Consider the following 16,094-nt stretch of genomic DNA (forward strand, 5'->3'; position numbering starts at 1 on the left):
CGTGATCGCTCTCGTCATCGCTCTCGTGATCGCGCTGGGGTCTTCACGGACGGTGATCAGTAGGGAGTGCCGGGTGGGTCAGCCGGAGATGCAGCCCGAGGGGCCGCCGTACGACGGGCGCAGCGTTGAGGGGGCGGCCGGGCTGAGGCCGGGCGACCTGACCGGGCGGGCGTTCCCGCTCGGCGACTGGGCCCTGCCCGCCGAGCGGCTGGACGAGCTGTACCGGTGGGTGGAGCGGGGCGCGCTGGAAACGGCCGCCTGGTATCTGGCGGACCGGGTGTGGAAGCGGCGGGGTGCGCGACTGCTGCGCGGCGGAGCAGCGGCGGGGGCGGTCGCCGGGGCCGCGCTGCCACTGCTGGACATGGCCGGGGTGGCGGGCGGGATCGCCCCCTGGGGGTATCTGGCGCTGCTGCTCGGGGTGGCGTGCGTGGCCGGGGACCGGTACTTCGGCGTCACGTCTGGGTGGATGAGGGACGTGGCGACGGCGCAGGCGGTGCAGCGGCGGCTCCAGGCGCTCCAGTTCGACTGGGCGTCGGAGAGCGTCCGGGAGGTGCTGGGGCCGGCGGACGGGACGGCGAGTGAGGCGGCCGAGCGGTGTCTGACGGTGCTGCGGCGGTTCTCGGAGGACGTGACGGAGCTGGTACGGGCGGAGACGACGGACTGGATGGTGGACTTCCGGACCGGAGCCATGCCGCTGGGACCGCAGGCGGGAGCCTCCGCGGGGGGACGCCCGGAGGCCGGGGCAGGAGGGCCGGGACGGTTCTCGGTGTCGTCGAACGGGCCCCGGCCGAACATGCCCCGGCAGCGGCCGCCGGAGCCTCGGTGACGGACGTCGCGGCGAGAACGGGTGCGATCCGCCCTCAAGGGTTCCGCAGCCGGCACCGTGGGCACGCCGCTGCTGCCCGATCACACGGGAGGCCGCCGCGTTGCCGGCGCTGCGCCGCAGTATCCGCAGCGCCTCGCGGGTGTGCGTGCCGGCGGTGACGGCGGACGGGACGCGGTTGCCCGTGGCAGCGGCCTTCCGCTGTTCCTCTCCCGCCGGACCGGTGCGACCGGGCGGCGGTGCGTGCCGCCGGGCGGCTACTGACGTCGGTAGGTCAGCCTCTCGCCGTTGCTGGTGTTGGTGCGGTCCAGGGTGCCGTTCGGCAGGAGGGTGACCACCGTCGGGTCGCCCGGGGTGCAGGAGGTGGACGGACCGGTCGTCACTGTGGACGGGCCCAGGTGGAGGGGGCCGTCGGGTCCCGGTGCGCTGGTCAGGCCGGCCTGGAAGACGCAGTGGTAGGTGCCGTTGCCCGCCGGGCCGTCGGCCACGAGGGTCAGGACCGTGTCGCCCACCTCGCCCTGCTGGATGGTCAGCTGCCGGGTGTGGACTCCGGAGGCGTTGTCGATGGTCGTGGCCCATGTGCCCACGTACGCCGTCGGGATCGTGCCGTCCTGGGTGGTGGGCGTGTCGGTGGTCGGCAGGCCGGCGTCGGTGGTCGGGGCCGTGCCGTCCGTCGAGGGGCCCGGGCTGTGGGACGCGGCGGCCGTCGTGGTGTGCGTGGGGTCGCCGTCGGCCCGGTTGCCGTCGTCGTCCCCGCTCATCAGGGCGTAGACCGAGCCTCCGGCGCCCAGCGCGACGACCAGGGCGACCGCGATCAGCAGCGCGGTGGAGCGGCCTCTTCGTGACGGGTCCTGCGGCGGGCCGTACGGCGGGGGGCCGTAGGGCGGGGTCGAACCGAGGCCGTACGGGTGATGTCCGGGCGGGGCGTACCCGTGGGCGGGGGGCTGGTGCGGGGGCGGGTGGCCGTAGGCGGGTGGGGGCGTCGGAGGGGTCTGGCCGGCGACCAGGGTGGGGAGGTGGTTCAGCGGGCCGCCGCTGCCCGGATCGCGCGGGGGCGGTGGGCCGTCCGGTTCCCCGCTCGGGGGCGGGGTAGGTGCTGGCCCCTCGGCCGGCGCTGCGGTCCCCGGTGCCACGACTCCCGGTGCTGCCGTTGCGCCCGGCGTCTCCGGGTTCTCCGTGTCGAGCAGCCGTACCGCGTGCCGGCCGAGCTGGGCCACCAGCGCGCTGGGCAGCCACGGGTCCCGGGAGCGGCCCTCGGCGACCGTGTCCTGGGCGCCCGTGCGCTCCAGGACGGCGTCGAGGGTGGGGCGGGCCGCCGGGTCCTTCTTCAGGCAGTCGCGGACCAGGTCGGCGATGCCCTCGGGGACGCCGGACAGGTCGGGTTCCTCCTGCGCGATGCGGAACATCAGGGCGTGCACGCCGCTGTTGGCGGTGCCGAAGGGCAGTGCGCCGGTGGCGGCGTAGGCGAGGACCGAACCGAGGCAGAAGACGTCGCAGGCCGGCGTGATCCGGTCGCCGCGCACCTGCTCGGGCGCCATGAAGCCGGGCGAGCCGACGAGCGCGCCGGTGCGGGTGAGTCCGCCGTCGGTGACCGTCTGCAGGGCCCGCGCGATGCCGAAGTCGATGACCCGGGGGCCGTCGATGGTGACGAGGACGTTGGACGGCTTGAGGTCGCGGTGGATGATCCCGGCGGCGTGGATGTCCTGGAGCGCGTGGGCGAGCCCGGCCGCCAGGGTGCGGACGGAGCGCTCCGGAAGGGCGCCGTGGTCGTGCCCCACGACCTGCTGGAGGCTGGGGCCGGCGACGTACCCGGTGGCGACCCATGGGACGGCGGCCTCGGTGTCGGCGTCCAGCACGGGTGCGGTCCAGTACCCGCCGACCCGCCGCGCGGACGCGACCTCCTGCCGGAACCGCTCCCGGAACTCCTCCAGCGCCGCCAGCTCCTCGCGCACCAGCTTGACGGCGACCGTGCGTCCGCGGTCCGACCTGGCCAGATAGACGTGGCCCATACCGCCCGCCCCGAGCCGCCCCAGCAGCCGGTAGGCACCGATGCGCTGCGGGTCCCCGCCCCCGAGCTTCTCCATGTCGCGCCGCCTTCCCCCGCACGTGAACCCACGTGGGCAACAGACCGAGGATAGATGCGGGGTGGCCGTCCGGTTACCCGGAGTTGTCTACGGTTCCGTAACAGGCGGGCCGCCGAGCTCGCCCAGCACCTGCGACAACCGTTCGAGCGCCCGGACCGCGTCGGCCAGCTCCGCCTCCGAGCCGTACGCCTCGGCCAGCCGGTCGGCGAAGGCGGCGTGCCCGGGGTCGATGCGGGAGACGGCCGCGCGGCCCGCCTCGGTCGGCGCGAGGAGCTTGGCGCGGCGGTGGGCCGGGTTGGGCCGGTACTCGGCGAGGCCGCGCTCCACCAGCAGGTCGGCGATGCGCTGCACGCTCTGCCGGGTGATGCCCATGGCGCGGGCGACGCCGGAGACGGGCAGCGGGTCGCGCAGGACCGCGCCGAGCACCTGCCACCAGGCGGCCGTCAGCCCGGCGGGGCGGGCCAGCTCCTCGGCGACCGCGAGGAACTGGCCGTTGAGCCGGAAGACCCCGAGCGCGCCGCGGCTGAGCAGGTCCTGCCGCTCCCGGTCGCTCACGCGACGCCCGCCTTCTCCAGCACGGCGTAGGCCTCCGGGTCGGAGTCGTGGAACAGCCGGTACCAGGCGTCCAGCACCTCGCCCTCGTACGCCCCGAGCAGGCCGAGGATCTCGCGGGCGAAGGCGACCGGCTCGGTGGGACCGGCGGTGATCAGGCCGCGGTCGGTGACCGCGTCGGCCTCGACGTACCGCGCGCCGCCCGCGTAACCGGTGGCCGCCAGGTAGAAGGAGACGGCGCTGGTGTGGGCGCGGTCGTCGAGCAGGCCCTCCCGGGCCAGTCCGGCGGTGGCGCCGCAGATGGCGGCGACGGGCACGTCGGCGTCCAGGAAGGCGCGGGCGGTGCGGGCGAAGGGGGCGAGGTCGTCCGATGCGTCCCACAGGTCGGCGCCCGGGAGGATCAGGAGCGCGCTGTCCTCGGGGCGCAGGTCGGCGAGCGCCAGGTCGGGCTGGATGCGCAGGCCGCCGATGCTCCGGACCGGAGCGGTGGCCGGGCCGACGGTGCGGATCTCGTACCCGGCGCGGGCCAGGTGGGCGGTGGCGTGGCCGGTCTCCCAGTCCGCCAGGGTGTCGTACACGGCGAGGTGGACGGGCTTGCGGGTGCTGCTGGTACTGCCGGTCATGGCTCCTCCTGAACCCGAAAGCGTATGACAGCATGCTGACAGTTAGACTGCATGCTGTCAATATGCTCGACCGCTCTCGCCCCGTCGACAATCTGTCGTGGAAAGTCCCCGTCCACAGACAGGACGCCGATTCCGCTTCCGCATCGCGGACATCTACCCTCGGCCGCATGACCCCTCAGCCCAACCCCCAGGCCGGCGCCGCCGTGAAGGCCGCGGACCGTGCGCACGTCTTCCACTCCTGGTCCGCGCAGGAGCTCATCGACCCGCTCGCCGTCGCCGGCGCCGAGGGGTCGTACTTCTGGGACTACGAAGGGAAGCGCTACCTCGACCTCGCCAGCGGCCTCGTCTACACCAACATCGGCTACCAGCACCCCAAGGTCGTCGCCGCGATCCAGGAGCAGGCCGCGAGGATGACGACCTTCGCGCCCGCGTTCGCCGTCGAGGCGCGCTCGGAGGCGGCACGGCTGATCGCCGAGCGGACGCCCGGCGACCTGGACAAGATCTTCTTCACCAACGGCGGCGCGGACGCCGTGGAGCACGCCGTGCGCATGGCGCGGCTGCACACCGGGCGGCCGAAGGTGCTGTCGGCGTACCGCTCGTACCACGGCGGCACCCAGCAGGCGGTCAACCTCACCGGTGACCCGCGCCGCTGGGCCTCGGACAGCGGCCAGGCCGGGGTCGTGCACTTCTGGGCGCCCTTCCTGTACCGCTCGCGCTTCTACGCCGAGACGGAGGAGCAGGAGTGCGCGCGGGCGCTGGAGCACCTGGAGACGACGATCGCCTTCGAGGGTCCCGGGACCGTCGCCGCGATCATCCTGGAGACCGTTCCGGGCACGGCCGGGATCATGCTGCCGCCGGCCGGCTACCTGGCCGGGGTCCGCGAGATCTGCGACAAGTACGGGATCGTCTTCGTCCTGGACGAGGTGATGGCCGGGTTCGGGCGGACCGGCTCGTGGTTCGCGGCGGGTCTGTACGACGTCGTGCCCGACCTGATGACCTTCGCCAAGGGCGTGAACTCGGGGTACGTGCCGCTGGGCGGTGTCGCCATCTCCGAGAGGATCGCCGCCACGTTCGCCGAGCGGCCCTACCCGGGCGGGCTGACCTACTCCGGGCACCCGCTGGCCTGCGCCGCCGCCGTCGCCACCATCAACGTGATGGAGGAGGAGGGCGTCGTCGAGCACGCGGCGCGGCTCGGGGCCGAGGTCGTCGCGCCCGCGCTGCGGGAGCTGGCCGAACGGCACCCGAGCGTGGGCGACGTGCGCGGGGTCGGCATGTTCTGGGCGCTGGAGCTGGTGAAGAACCGGGAGACCCGGGAGCCGCTGGTGCCGTACAACGCGACCGGGCAGGACAACACGCCGATGGCCGCGTTCGCCGCCTCCGCGAAGGCGCACGGCGTGTGGCCGTTCGTGAACATGAACCGGACCCATGTGGTGCCGCCGTGCAACATCTCCGAGACGGAGCTGAAGGAGGGCCTGGCGGCACTGGACACGGCACTGTCCGTGGCGGACGAGTACACCGAGTAAGGCCGCGGCCGACGGGAGCCGGTCCCGCGGCCGCACCGCGTAAGGTGCGTGCTCGTACACACGTCCGTGCACGTGGACAGCACGCACCTTGACGCGACAAGGAGACCGCCCGACCATGCCCGGCCCCAGCGGCACCGGTGCCGTGACGCGCAGCACCCTGCGGCGGCAGATCGCCGACGCGCTCCGCGACGAGGTGCTGGCCGGGCGGCTCCAGCCCGGGCAGGAGTTCACCGTCAAGGAGATCGCCGAGCAGTACGGGGTGTCCGCGACGCCCGTGCGCGAGGCGCTGGTCGACCTGTCCGCGCAGGGGCTCCTCGACGCCGACCACCACCGCGGCTTCCGCGTGCACGAGTACTCGGTCGACGACTTCCGCGGCATGATCGAGGCCCGGGGCCTCGTCACCGACGGGATGTTCCTCGTCCTCGCCGACGACCGCCGGGGCGGGCCGGACCCCGACGACCCCCGGATCGCCGCCGCCCTCGCCGGGGTCCGGCGGCGCGGCGAGGAGGCACAGCGCGCCGCGTCGGCCGGGGACCTGACCGTCCTGATCGGCTACGACCTGCGGTACTGGCGTGAGTTGGCCGCCCTGTTCGGCAACCCCTACCTCTCCGACTTCCTGCACCGGCTGCGCGTACAGAGCTGGGTGTGCACGGTGCAGCACCTGCGCCGGCTCAGCGACCTGCGCGGCGAGCTGTGGTGCGGGCACACCGAACTGGTCGACGCCCTCGCCCGCCGCGACGTCGCGGCCGCGCGCTCGCTCGTCGACGCGTACAACGCCCACTCCCTCGCCCTGATCGAGCGGATCACCGAGTGACGACCGGACCAGCGACCGGACCAGCGACCGGATCGCGACGGCGGATGACCAACGCCTGATGTGTCGTGGCCCGGCCCCAGATGGGTATGGGACCTGCACGAACCGCGCACCGAGTACGCAGCGACTACGCTGCCCTGACCACCGTGTCCTGACCACCGTGTTGTGTGAGGAGCCCTCTTTTGGCCTGTGACCTGTGGCTGGTACCGCTCGTCGACGTCTTGTGCCACACGCCGGACAACCCGTTCGCCGAGGAACTCGCGCAATACGACAAGGTGCTCGCCGAGGCCGGGCTGCCGCCGGTACCGGTGTACCAGTACATGCCGGGACTGACGGGTGAGGTCGCCCCGGTGGCCGGTTTCGACTACGACGCGCTGCACTTCCTGCGCCGGGCGTACCTGCTCCAGGTGTGCGGGCTGCCGGTGACGCCGGTGGACGAACTCGGCGGTGACTACGAGCAGTTGCTGGAGATGTTCGAGTCGACGGCCCAGCAGTCGCACCTGGTCTGGCACTACGACCACGCCGGGGCGTACGTCCCGGTCGACTTCCCGCACCCGCTCTCCGACGACGAACTCCTCGCGGGAGGCGGCCCCTTGGGCTCCTCGCACACCCTGCTGCGCGAGCTGGAGGCCGTCGCCCCCGCCCTCGGCATCGATCCGGCCAACCCCCCGGCCCCGCCGCAACCGCCGCTCTCCCCCACGGAGCTGGAGGAACCGGCCGTACCCGCGCCGTACGATCCCAGCCCCTTCGCCCGCGAGCGGCACGTCTGGCTCGGCCTGCACGCGGCGGCCACACGGAGTCTGGCGCAGGGGTCGATGATCGTCTTCAGCTGAGGGGCGGCTCCGGCTGAGGGGCGGCTTCGGCTGAGGGGCGGCTTCGGCTGAGGGCCGGGGGCCGGGCAGCACGCGCATCGCACTCACCTTCTTCTGCCGACGCGGCGCGTACGGCCTCAGCCTATGCCGGTGATGTCCAGGTCGTTCAGGCGTTCCGGCTCCGCGATCACGTCGATGGCGGTGATGAGACCGTCGTCCGCGAAGGTGAAGCGGAGCACCACACGCAGTCGGCCGTGCTCGGCCATCGCCAGGCCCACCCCGCCGTCGACCAGGACGGCGGCGGTGGACAGGGCACGGCCCGCCGAGGCCATCGCTCCCCCGGCCACCCGCTCCACACCGGTGACGGAGAAGGGCTCGGGCGTCGGGACGACCGCCGCGTCCGCGTGCAGGACGACGTCCGGGTGGAGCAGCGAGACCAGCGCGTCGAAGTCACCGCCGCGCGTGGCCGCCAGATACGCGTCGACCGCGCGGCGTCGGCGCGGCAGGTCGGCGTGGGGCGCGGGGACGCCCCGCACACGGCGGCGGGCACGGCTGGCCAGCTGGCGGGTGGCCGCGGGGGTCTTGTCGAGCATCGCGGCGATGTCGTCGAAGGGCACGTCGAACATGTCGTGCAGGACGAACGCGAGCCGCTCCGCGGGACCCAGGGTGTCCAGGACGATCAGCAGCGCGATGCCGACGGCGTCGGCGAGCTGTGCCTCCTCCGCGGGATCGGCGCCGCGGCTGCCGGACAGGGGGGCGACGGCGACCGGCCCCGTGCCGGTCGAGTCGTCCAGCGGCTCCTCGCGGCGCGTGTCGCGGGCGCGGAGCATGTTGAGGCAGACCCGGGCCACGACCGTGGTGAGCCAGCCGGAGGGGTTCTCCACCTCGGCGGTGTCCGCGCGGTCGGCGCGCAGCCAGGCGTCCTGGAGGGCGTCGTCGGCCTCGCCGAGCGAGCCGAGCATCCGGTACGCGACCGCCCGCAGCCGGGGCCGGTCCTGCTCGAACCGCAGTGCCACCACGTCGTCACGGCCATCGGATCGTCCGGGCACCGTACGGCTTCCCTCCGCGTCCTCGGCCCCTGGGCCACCCCCCGGGCCACGTCCCCCAAGTGAACCACCCCGGCGGACGCACGCTCACGGGCGGTCCCTCACCGGATCAGCGAGATCTCCGGCGGCCACAGCACCCCGTCGGCCAGCAGCAGGGACGGCCCCAGATGGACGGGGCACACCCGCAGCGGTGTCCGCCGGTACCGGGCGACCTCGAAGCGGGCCGGGTCGCCGCAAGCCCCGGGGCCGGTCTCGACACCGTACGGGCCCTGGCAGGAAGCGGCGCGGTCACGGTCGGTCATGTCCTCGATCCGACACCAGGCCTCGCACCGGCGCCCGGCGAGGGCGGCCGAACGGCAGCGCGGGCCGTCAGACGATGTCTGCGTCGTCCAGGCCGACGCACTTGCGCTTCTGGGGGATCCACTGCACGGCAGGGTTCAGCTCGGTGAGGATTCCGCCCACGTCCGCGCGCGGGCCGGTGTACGTGAACTCCACGGCCGGTGAGCGGCCGTACGTCCGCAGGACGCTCACGCCGTCGCGCTTCAGCCGTTCCTCGTCCAGGACCCAGTCGACGCCGTCGGCCGTGACGCACAGGTTGATGTTCGGCATCAGTTCCTCGGCGCCGCAGCGGAACACCGCGGCCTGACCGCCCCAGGAGGCGACACCGTCGCCGAGGGCCCAGTCGCGCGAGGCGCCGGGTATGTCGTCCGGCAGGCGGTCGACGACCTTGTCGCACTTGGCGTCGTCCGCGTGCGGGGCGGCGGAGACACGGTGGCTGTCGACGTAGAACAGCGCGCCGGCCACGGCGACCACCGCCACGGTCAGCCAGATCCACGTCCGGATACCGATCCGCATGTTCCGCTCGCTCCGCGCTGTCCGTTTGCCGATGAGTGCCGGTTGTGCCGGTTCTGCTGGTTCTGCCGGCATCGGCCAGCGTATCCGCCCGGCGTACGCGGACGGCCGGGACCCCGCTCGGGGCCCCGGCCGTCCGGGTGTGTCCGGCTGCGTCCGTCCGTGCTTCCGCGGTGCCTAGAGGAACGAGTTGATCTCGATCGTCTCGGTCCGGCCCGGGCCCACGCCGATCGCGGAGATCGGGGCGCCGGACATCTCCTCCAGCGCCTTGACGTACGCCTGGGCGTTCTTCGGCAGGTCGGAGAAGGACTTCGCCTTGGTGATGTCCTCGCTCCAGCCGGGCAGCATCTCGTAGACCGGCTTCGCGTGGTGGAAGTCGGACTGCGAGTAGGGCAGCTCCTCGACGCGCTTGCCGTCGATCTCGTACGCCACGCAGACCGGGATCTGCTCCCAGCCGGTGAGGACGTCGAGCTTGGTGAGGAAGAAGTCGGTGAGGCCGTTGACGCGGGTGGCGTAGCGGGCGATCACCGCGTCGAACCAGCCGCAGCGCCGGTCGCGGCCGGTGGTGACGCCGCGCTCGCCGCCGATGCGGCGCAGGGCCTCGCCGTCCTCGTCGAAGAGCTCGGTCGGGAACGGGCCGGCGCCGACGCGGGTCGTGTACGCCTTGAGGATGCCGATGACCCGGCTGATCTTCGTCGGGCCCACGCCGGCGCCGGTGCAGGCGCCGCCCGCGGTCGGGTTCGACGAGGTGACGAAGGGGTACGTGCCGTGGTCGATGTCCAGGAGCGTGCCCTGGCCGCCCTCGAAGAGGACCACCTTGTCGTCGTCGAGGGCCTGGTTGAGGACCAGGACGGTGTCGGCGACGTACGGCGCGAGCTTGTCCGCGTAGCCCAGCAGCTCCTCGACGACCTGGCCGGTGGCGATCGCGCGGCGGTTGTAGAGCTTGGTGAGCATCTGGTTCTTGACGTCCAGCGCCGCTTCGACCTTCTGGGTGAGGATCGACTCGTCGTAGAGGTCCTGGACGCGGATGCCGACGCGGTTGATCTTGTCGGCGTAGGTCGGGCCGATGCCGCGACCGGTGGTGCCGATCTTGCGCTTGCCGAGGAAGCGTTCCGTCACCTTGTCGACGGTCACGTTGTACGGCGTGATGATGTGCGCGTTTCCGCTGATCAGGAGCTTGGACGTGTCGACGCCTCGCTCGTTCAGCCCGCTCAGCTCGGAGAACAGGACCGACGGGTCGACGACGACGCCGTTACCGATGACCGGCGTACAGCCGGGAGACAGGATTCCGGAAGGGAGCAGGTGGAGGGCGTACTTCTGGTCGCCCACGACTACCGTGTGGCCGGCGTTGTTGCCGCCCTGGTAGCGCACCACATAGTCGACGGAACCACCGAGCAGGTCCGTCGCCTTTCCCTTGCCTTCGTCACCCCACTGAGCACCGAGCAGCACAAGTGCGGGCACGCGCGTACACCCCTTCCGGGCGGGGCATGTCCATGGTCGAGGGCGTATGCGGTGGATTTCCGCCACGTACACCGCGACCGTCGTTGGCCGCCAACCGTCGGACCGGGTGCCCCGGAATAGACGAAGCCCCTGGCGCAATAGCGCAAGGGGCTCTTGCACAAAGATGCTACCCGAGGAAGCGAGGCATGGCCGAGGTGGCGACTTCCGCGACGTCCGATCAGCTCCTGGTGGTCATCGATCCGGTCGCCCGGCGCAGGGACGGCGAGTCCGTGCGCATCGCGAAAGACGTGCTCAGCGCGGGTGCGGCCAGCACCAAGGTGTGTCTGCCGGACGGTCCGGAGGAGTTCGCGCGGGCGCTGCGGCGGCGGGGCTCGCGGCGGCCGGTGGTGGTCGGTGACGACCGGGCCCTGGTCCGCGCGGTGGCGCTGCTGCACCGGCAGCGGGAGCTGACGGGGTGCGCGCTGTCACTGGTGCCGGTGGGGGGTGCGCTGTCGCTGGCCCGGTCGCTGGGGGTGCCCACGGGGGCGGTGGCGGCGGCGCGGGCGGTGCTGGAGGGGGCCGAGCGGCGGCTGGATCTGCTGGTGGACGACAGCGACGGGGTGGTGCTCGGCGCGCTGCGGATCCCGCCGGTCGGGGCGGAGCGGGCGGGGGCCGGGGCGGAAGCGGGAGCGGGGCCGGGGATGGGGTTGGGGATGGTGCGGGGGCGGCCGTGGCTGCGGACGTACCAGTCCCTGGTCCGGACGCTGGCGCCGGCACGGTCGGGGCGGACGGCCTCCGCTCCGGAGGCGGGGCCCGCGCGGCTGCGGGTGGAGGTCGACGGGGAGACGCTGGTCGATCTGCATGAGCCGGTGGAGGCGGTGTCGGTCGTCCCCGGTGCCTGCGGGACGGCCCGGGTGGAGGTGCGGCCGGTGGCGGCGGGGATGGGTGCGCAGGCGTCGCCGCTGCTGGCGGAGGGGCGCTCGGTGACGGTGTCGGGCGCACACTTCCGCTATCGCGCGGACGCGGTGGTGTCGGGTCCGGTGGGGACCCGGACATGGGTGGTGCGGGAGGGGGCGTGGGGGCTGACGGTGCCGGTGGGGTAGGGCGCCGGTGGAGGCGGGGCCCGGTCAGGGCGCCTTTCCGAACCGTTCCTCCCGATGCACCCGCCAGCGCTCCATCATCGCGGCGACCTCCTCGTCGACGAACTCGAAGAAGGCGAGCGTCTCCGCCATGCGGCGGCCCGCCGGGGTGTCCGCGCCGAGGCTGGTGACGCCCTCGCGCAGGGCCGACTCCCAGCGCTTGAGGATGGCCTCGCGGTTGGTGAGCGCCTCGTACCACTGGTTGCTGTGCACCCGGTAGCGCTCCCGGCGTGAGCCGGGTTCGCGCTCGCGCGACACCATGTGCTGCTGGGACAGGTAGCGCACCGCCCCGGAGACGGCGGCGGGGCTGACCTGGAGCTGTTCGCCCAGTTCGGCGGAGGTGAGCGAGCCCGAGTCGGAGGCCAGCAGCGCGGCGAAGACCCGGGCCGGCATCCGCTGCATGCCGGCCTCGACGAGTTGTGCGGCGAAGCCCTCGACGAACTTCGACACCGCCTCGGGGTCGCGTCCCGGTCCGGTCGCTTCGGCTGGTTCCGTCATCGTCCGATCATCTCTCACAACCCTGACGCTTTCTTAACTTCACAAATTTCTGAAAGAAGCGTACGTTCCAAACCATGACGAAGGCAATCAGCGTCTCCGGACTCCACAAGTCGTTCGGCCGGACACACGCGCTGGACGGGCTCGACCTGGCGGTCGAGACCGGTGAGGTCCACGGCTTCCTCGGCCCCAACGGCGCCGGCAAGTCCACCACCATCCGCGTCCTGCTCGGCCTGCTGCGCGCCGACTCGGGCGCCGCCCAGGTCCTCGGCCGTGACCCGTGGTCGGACGCCGTGGAGGTGCACCGCCGGATCGCGTACGTCCCCGGCGACGTGACGCTGTGGCGCAACCTCTCCGGCGGCGAGGTCATCGACCTCTACGGGCGGCTGCGCGGCGGACTGGACCGGGAGCGGCGGGCGGAACTGATCGAGCGGTTCGAGCTCGACCCGACCAAGAAGGGCCGCACCTACTCCAAGGGCAACCGGCAGAAGGTCGCCCTCGTCGCCGCGTTCGCCTCCGACGTCGACCTGCTGATCCTCGACGAGCCGACCTCGGGGCTCGACCCGCTGATGGAGGAGGTCTTCCAGCGCTGTGTCGCCGAGGAACGGGAGCGCGGGCGGACGGTGCTGCTGTCCTCGCACATCCTCAGCGAGGTGGAGGAGCTGTGCGACCGGGTCAGCATCATCCGCAAGGGGCGCACCGTGGAGAGCGGTTCGCTCGCCGAGCTGCGCCACCTGACCCGCACCAGCGTGAGCGCCGAACTCGCCGGCCCGCCGAACGGGCTGGCCGCACTGCCCGGCGTCCACGACCTCGACGTACAGGGACACCGGGTCCGGCTCCAGGTCGACACCGACAAGCTGGACGCCGTACTGCGGGCGCTCGGCGAGTCGGGCGTACGGTCGCTGACCTCGACGCCGCCGACGCTGGAGGAGCTGTTCCTGCGGCACTACCAGGAGGACGTGACCGGGGCCGGGGCGGTGTCCCGATGACCGCGACGACCTCTGCGTCCGCCTCCGCCTTCGCCGCACGCCCCGTCGGCTCGCGCCAACTCGCGGGCACCGGCACGCTGCTGCGCTTCGCCCTGCGCCGGGACCGCGTGCTGATCCCCCTGTGGATCGCGGTGAACGCGCTGATGGTGCTGTCCATGCCGGGCACCCTCGAGGGCCTGTACGGCACGGCGGCCGAACGGGCCGACCTGATGCGGCAGATGGGGACCAACTCCTCGCTGCGCGCCATGGTCGGCCCCGCCTTCGACGACTCCCTCGGCGCGCTCACCGCCTGGCGGGCCGGGGTGTACGCGGCCGCCCTCGCCGCCGTGATGAGCCTCCTGATCGTCGTACGCCACACCCGGGACGAGGAGGAGAGCGGCCGCCAGGAGCTGGTGGCGTCCGGGATGGTCGGACGCCGGGCCTCGCTCACGGCGGCCCTGCTGACGGCGGCGGTCGCCAACGGGCTGCTGGCACTGCTGCTGACCGCGGGTCTCTACGGCCAGGGGGCGGCCGGAGCACTCGCCCTCGCCCTCGGCGTCGCGGGCGTCGGGATGGTCTTCGCGACGATGGCGGCGATCGTCGCCCAGCTGACGGAGAGCGCACGGCTGGCCCGGGGGCTGACGGCGGGCGTGCTGGGCGCGGCGTTCGTGCTGCGCGCGGCCGGTGACTCGGCGACGGCCGACGGTTCCTCGCCCCTGACCTGGCTGTCGCCCCTGGGCTGGCTGGAGAACCTGCGGGCGTTCGCCGACGAACGGTGGTGGGTGCTGCTGCTGATCGCCGGGGCGGTGCTGGTGCAGGGCGCGGTGGCCTACGAGCTGACCGGGCGCCGCGATCTCGGCATGAGCTTCCTGCCGACCCGGCCCGGACCGGCCGCCGGACGCCTGGACACGGCGGGCGCGCTGGCCTGGCGGCTGCAGCGGGGCAGCGTCCTCGGGTGGAGCATCGGCTTCTTCCTCGCCGGGGTGGTCTACGGCGGGATGACCGAGGGCGCGGCGGATCTCGTCGGTGACAACGAGCAGGCCCGGCAGATCATCGAGCGGATGGGCGGGCAGGCCGGCCTGACGGACGCGTTCGTGGCGTCGATGGTCGGGATGCTGGGGCTGATCGCCGCGCTGTATGTGGTGGGGTCGGTGCTGCGCCTGACCGGCGAGGAGACCTCCGGCCGGGCCGAACCCGTGCTGGCGGGCGCGGTCGGCCGGCTCCGCTGGGCCGGGGGCCACCTCGCGATCGCCTTCGGCGGCGCGGTCTGGATCATGCTGCTCGCCGGTACCGGATACGCCCTCGGCTACGGCAAGGACGTGGGCGGCATCCTGGGCGCGTGTCTGGTGCAGGTCCCGGCGGTGTGGGTGATCGGCGGCGCGGCGGTCCTGCTGCACGGGGTACTGCCGCGGGCCGCGGTGGGCGCGGCCTGGGGTGTGGCCGGTGCGGTCCTGCTGCTGGGGTGGGTGGGACCGGCCCTGGACGTCCCCGCCGCGATCCTCGACCTCTCCCCCTTCGGGCACCTGCCGAAGGTGCCGGGGGCGGAGATGAGCTGGGAGCCGGTGCTGGTGCTGTGCGCGATCGCGGCGGTGCTGGTGGCCGCGGGGCTGGCGGGTCTGCGACGCCGCGACATGACGACGTGAGTGCCCGGCCGCTCACCTCACCTCCTCTCACCTCACCTCCACGGCCAGCCCTTCAAGGCCCCGGATCACGAAGTTCGGCTTGCGCTTCGGCTGCTGAGCCGGCCGGAGGTTCGGGGCCTTGTCGAGCAACGCCCTCATCGACGCCGCCAGTTCGATGCGGGCCAGGGGGGCGCCGATGCAGTAGTGGATGCCGGCGCTGAAGGAGATGTGGGGGTTGTCCCGGCGGGCGAGGTCCAGGCGGGCGGGGTCGGTGAAGACCGCGGTGTCGTGGTTGGCGGAGCCGAAGAGCAGGGCCAGTTCCGCGCCGCGCGGGATCACCGTGCCGTCGATCTCGATCTCGTCCAGCACCCAGCGTTCGAAGAGCTGCAGCGGGGTGTCGTAGCGCATCAGCTCCTCCACCGCCGAGGGGACGAGGGAGTGGTCCGCGCGCAGGGCCGCCAACTGCTGGGGGTTGCGGAACAGTGCCCACCAGCCGTTGGCCGTGGAGTTCACCGTCGCCTCGTGGCCGGCGTTCAGGAGCAGGACGCAGGTGGAGATCATCTCCTGCTCGGTGAGGCGGTCGTCGTCCTCGTCGTGGGCGGCGGTCAGGCCCGAGATCAGGTCGTCGCCGGGGTCCTTGCGGCGGGCCGCGATCAGTCCGCGCAGGTAGTCCGAGAACTCGACCGACGCGCGGACCGCCTTCTTGGCCGCCTCCTGCGACGGGTTCAGCTCGTACATCCCGCAGATGTCCGCCGACCACGGCCTGAGCGGCCCCCGGTCCGCCTCCGGGATGCCCAGCATCTCGGCGATCACCGCGACCGGCAGCGGCTCGGCGACGTCCCGCAGCAGATCACCGCCGCCCGCTTCCACCAGGCCGTCGACCAGCTCACCGGCCAACTGCTCCACGTACGGCTTCAGCCGCGCCACCGTCCGCGGGGTGAACGCCTTCGACACCAGGCGCCGGATGCGGGTGTGGTCCGGCGGCTCCAGATCGAGCATCCCGTGGTCGTTGAGGGTGTGGAACGGCTCGTGCTCCGGCGGGGGCGGGGTGCGGCCGAACTCCTCGTGCGAGAAGCGGTGCAGATAGGTACGGCCCAGGCGGCGGTCCCGCAGCAGCGCCGAGACGTCCGCGTGGTGCGGGACCAGCCACTGGTTCGTCGGCTCGTAGTAGTGCACGCGGCCCCGGGCGCGCAGCTCGGCGTAGACGGGGTACGGGTCGGCGACGAACGCCGGGTCCCACGGGTCGAACGCGAGGTCGGATGCAGCCGTCATGGACGGACGATAAGACGTCGGCGGGGCGGCTG

At 73.1% G+C, this 16,094-nt stretch carries 16 protein-coding genes; 7 read left to right on the forward strand and 9 right to left on the reverse strand.

All coding sequences use genetic code 11. The features are described 5' to 3' along the window. The first annotated feature begins 73 nt into the window (after positions 1-73). The gene (locus ACIGO6_RS13480) at positions 74-826 is read left to right on the forward strand and encodes an SLATT domain-containing protein (RefSeq protein WP_399875150.1); all 753 of its coding nucleotides are present in this window, start codon (positions 74-76) and stop codon (positions 824-826) included. Positions 827-1,080: 254 nt separating this feature from the next. On the opposite strand, the gene ACIGO6_RS13485 is transcribed toward ACIGO6_RS13480, so the two are convergent. From ACIGO6_RS13485 to ACIGO6_RS13495, 3 genes are all read right to left on the reverse strand, one after another. Beyond that, positions 1,081-2,907 carry a protein kinase gene (locus ACIGO6_RS13485; protein WP_399875152.1) on the reverse strand — a complete coding sequence of 609 codons (1,827 nt, stop codon included), beginning with the start codon at positions 2,905-2,907 and terminating at the stop codon, positions 1,081-1,083. A gap of 87 nt (positions 2,908-2,994) precedes the next feature. Next, positions 2,995-3,462: a MarR family winged helix-turn-helix transcriptional regulator gene (locus tag ACIGO6_RS13490; RefSeq protein WP_399875154.1), complete on the reverse strand. Its 468-nt coding sequence runs from the start codon at positions 3,460-3,462 to the stop codon at positions 2,995-2,997. Continuing rightward, a complete protein-coding gene (locus ACIGO6_RS13495) occupies positions 3,459-4,082 on the reverse strand; it encodes a type 1 glutamine amidotransferase family protein (RefSeq protein ID WP_399875155.1) in 624 nt (207 codons plus the stop codon). The genes ACIGO6_RS13490 and ACIGO6_RS13495 overlap by 4 nt, the downstream gene beginning before the upstream one ends. 167 nt (positions 4,083-4,249) lie before the next feature. Between ACIGO6_RS13495 and ACIGO6_RS13500 the strand changes: the two genes are divergently transcribed. From ACIGO6_RS13500 to ACIGO6_RS13510, 3 genes are all read left to right on the forward strand, one after another. After that, on the forward strand, positions 4,250-5,605 hold the full coding sequence (locus ACIGO6_RS13500; protein ID WP_399875157.1) for an aspartate aminotransferase family protein: 1,356 nt from the start codon (positions 4,250-4,252) through the stop codon (positions 5,603-5,605). Between the two features lie 115 nt (positions 5,606-5,720). After that, positions 5,721-6,419: a GntR family transcriptional regulator gene (locus ACIGO6_RS13505; protein ID WP_399875159.1), complete on the forward strand. Its 699-nt coding sequence runs from the start codon at positions 5,721-5,723 to the stop codon at positions 6,417-6,419. 179 nt (positions 6,420-6,598) lie between these two features. Next, complete coding sequence (locus ACIGO6_RS13510; RefSeq protein ID WP_399875160.1) at positions 6,599-7,249, forward strand: hypothetical protein; 651 nt, start codon at positions 6,599-6,601, stop codon at positions 7,247-7,249. A 116-nt stretch (positions 7,250-7,365) separates the two neighbouring features. On the opposite strand, the gene ACIGO6_RS13515 is transcribed toward ACIGO6_RS13510, so the two are convergent. The 4 genes from ACIGO6_RS13515 to ACIGO6_RS13530 form a co-directional block, all read right to left on the reverse strand. Beyond that, positions 7,366-8,190, reverse strand: a complete 825-nt coding sequence (locus ACIGO6_RS13515; protein ID WP_399875844.1) for a sigma factor-like helix-turn-helix DNA-binding protein — start codon at positions 8,188-8,190, stop codon at positions 7,366-7,368. A gap of 185 nt (positions 8,191-8,375) precedes the next feature. After that, complete coding sequence (locus ACIGO6_RS13520) at positions 8,376-8,576, reverse strand: hypothetical protein (RefSeq protein WP_399875161.1); 201 nt, start codon at positions 8,574-8,576, stop codon at positions 8,376-8,378. Positions 8,577-8,643: 67 nt separating this feature from the next. Next, positions 8,644-9,129: a DUF3515 family protein gene (locus tag ACIGO6_RS13525; protein WP_399875162.1), complete on the reverse strand. Its 486-nt coding sequence runs from the start codon at positions 9,127-9,129 to the stop codon at positions 8,644-8,646. Positions 9,130-9,303: 174 nt separating this feature from the next. Beyond that, the gene (locus tag ACIGO6_RS13530; protein WP_399875164.1) at positions 9,304-10,587 is read right to left on the reverse strand and encodes an adenylosuccinate synthase; all 1,284 of its coding nucleotides are present in this window, start codon (positions 10,585-10,587) and stop codon (positions 9,304-9,306) included. Between the two features lie 185 nt (positions 10,588-10,772). On the opposite strand from ACIGO6_RS13530, the gene ACIGO6_RS13535 reads away from it, so the two are divergent. Further along, entirely contained in the window at positions 10,773-11,669 is an 897-nt protein-coding gene (locus tag ACIGO6_RS13535; RefSeq protein WP_399875165.1) for a diacylglycerol kinase family protein, read from the forward strand. 24 nt (positions 11,670-11,693) lie between these two features. On the opposite strand, the gene ACIGO6_RS13540 is transcribed toward ACIGO6_RS13535, so the two are convergent. Then, positions 11,694-12,203: a GbsR/MarR family transcriptional regulator gene (locus tag ACIGO6_RS13540; protein WP_399875167.1), complete on the reverse strand. Its 510-nt coding sequence runs from the start codon at positions 12,201-12,203 to the stop codon at positions 11,694-11,696. Positions 12,204-12,277: 74 nt separating this feature from the next. On the opposite strand from ACIGO6_RS13540, the gene ACIGO6_RS13545 reads away from it, so the two are divergent. Next, a complete protein-coding gene (locus ACIGO6_RS13545; protein ID WP_399875169.1) occupies positions 12,278-13,189 on the forward strand; it encodes an ATP-binding cassette domain-containing protein in 912 nt (303 codons plus the stop codon). Beyond that, positions 13,186-14,811, forward strand: coding sequence for an ABC transporter permease (locus ACIGO6_RS13550; protein WP_399875170.1), 1,626 nt, complete (start codon positions 13,186-13,188; stop codon positions 14,809-14,811). Before ACIGO6_RS13545 ends, ACIGO6_RS13550 begins: the two co-directional genes overlap by 4 nt. Positions 14,812-14,838: 27 nt before the next feature. Here the strand turns inward: ACIGO6_RS13550 and ACIGO6_RS13555 are convergent, their stop codons facing one another. After that, a complete protein-coding gene (locus ACIGO6_RS13555; RefSeq protein ID WP_399875171.1) occupies positions 14,839-16,062 on the reverse strand; it encodes a cytochrome P450 in 1,224 nt (407 codons plus the stop codon). Positions 16,063-16,094: the final 32 nt, after the last annotated feature.

This window comes from Streptomyces sp. NPDC053750 (genome assembly GCF_044544295.1).
GTDB lineage: Bacteria > Actinomycetota > Actinomycetes > Streptomycetales > Streptomycetaceae > Streptomyces.

Bases quoted from the DNA above. Each gene is read 5' to 3' on its own strand.
- ACIGO6_RS13485 (WP_399875152.1), bottom strand. From the start codon at position 2,907: ATGGAGAAGCTCGGGGGCGGGGACCCGCAGCGCATCGGTGCCTACCGG.
- ACIGO6_RS13495 (WP_399875155.1), bottom strand. From the start codon at position 4,082: ATGACCGGCAGTACCAGCAGCACCCGCAAGCCCGTCCACCTCGCCGTG.
- ACIGO6_RS13500 (WP_399875157.1), top strand. From the start codon at position 4,250: ATGACCCCTCAGCCCAACCCCCAGGCCGGCGCCGCCGTGAAGGCCGCG.
- ACIGO6_RS13505 (WP_399875159.1), top strand. From the start codon at position 5,721: ATGCCCGGCCCCAGCGGCACCGGTGCCGTGACGCGCAGCACCCTGCGG.
- ACIGO6_RS13515 (WP_399875844.1), bottom strand. From the start codon at position 8,190: ATGCTCGGCTCGCTCGGCGAGGCCGACGACGCCCTCCAGGACGCCTGG.
- ACIGO6_RS13520 (WP_399875161.1), bottom strand. From the start codon at position 8,576: ATGACCGACCGTGACCGCGCCGCTTCCTGCCAGGGCCCGTACGGTGTC.
- ACIGO6_RS13525 (WP_399875162.1), bottom strand. From the start codon at position 9,129: ATGCGGATCGGTATCCGGACGTGGATCTGGCTGACCGTGGCGGTGGTC.
- ACIGO6_RS13535 (WP_399875165.1), top strand. From the start codon at position 10,773: ATGGCCGAGGTGGCGACTTCCGCGACGTCCGATCAGCTCCTGGTGGTC.
- ACIGO6_RS13540 (WP_399875167.1), bottom strand. From the start codon at position 12,203: ATGACGGAACCAGCCGAAGCGACCGGACCGGGACGCGACCCCGAGGCG.
- ACIGO6_RS13545 (WP_399875169.1), top strand. From the start codon at position 12,278: ATGACGAAGGCAATCAGCGTCTCCGGACTCCACAAGTCGTTCGGCCGG.
- ACIGO6_RS13550 (WP_399875170.1), top strand. From the start codon at position 13,186: ATGACCGCGACGACCTCTGCGTCCGCCTCCGCCTTCGCCGCACGCCCC.
- ACIGO6_RS13555 (WP_399875171.1), bottom strand. From the start codon at position 16,062: ATGACGGCTGCATCCGACCTCGCGTTCGACCCGTGGGACCCGGCGTTC.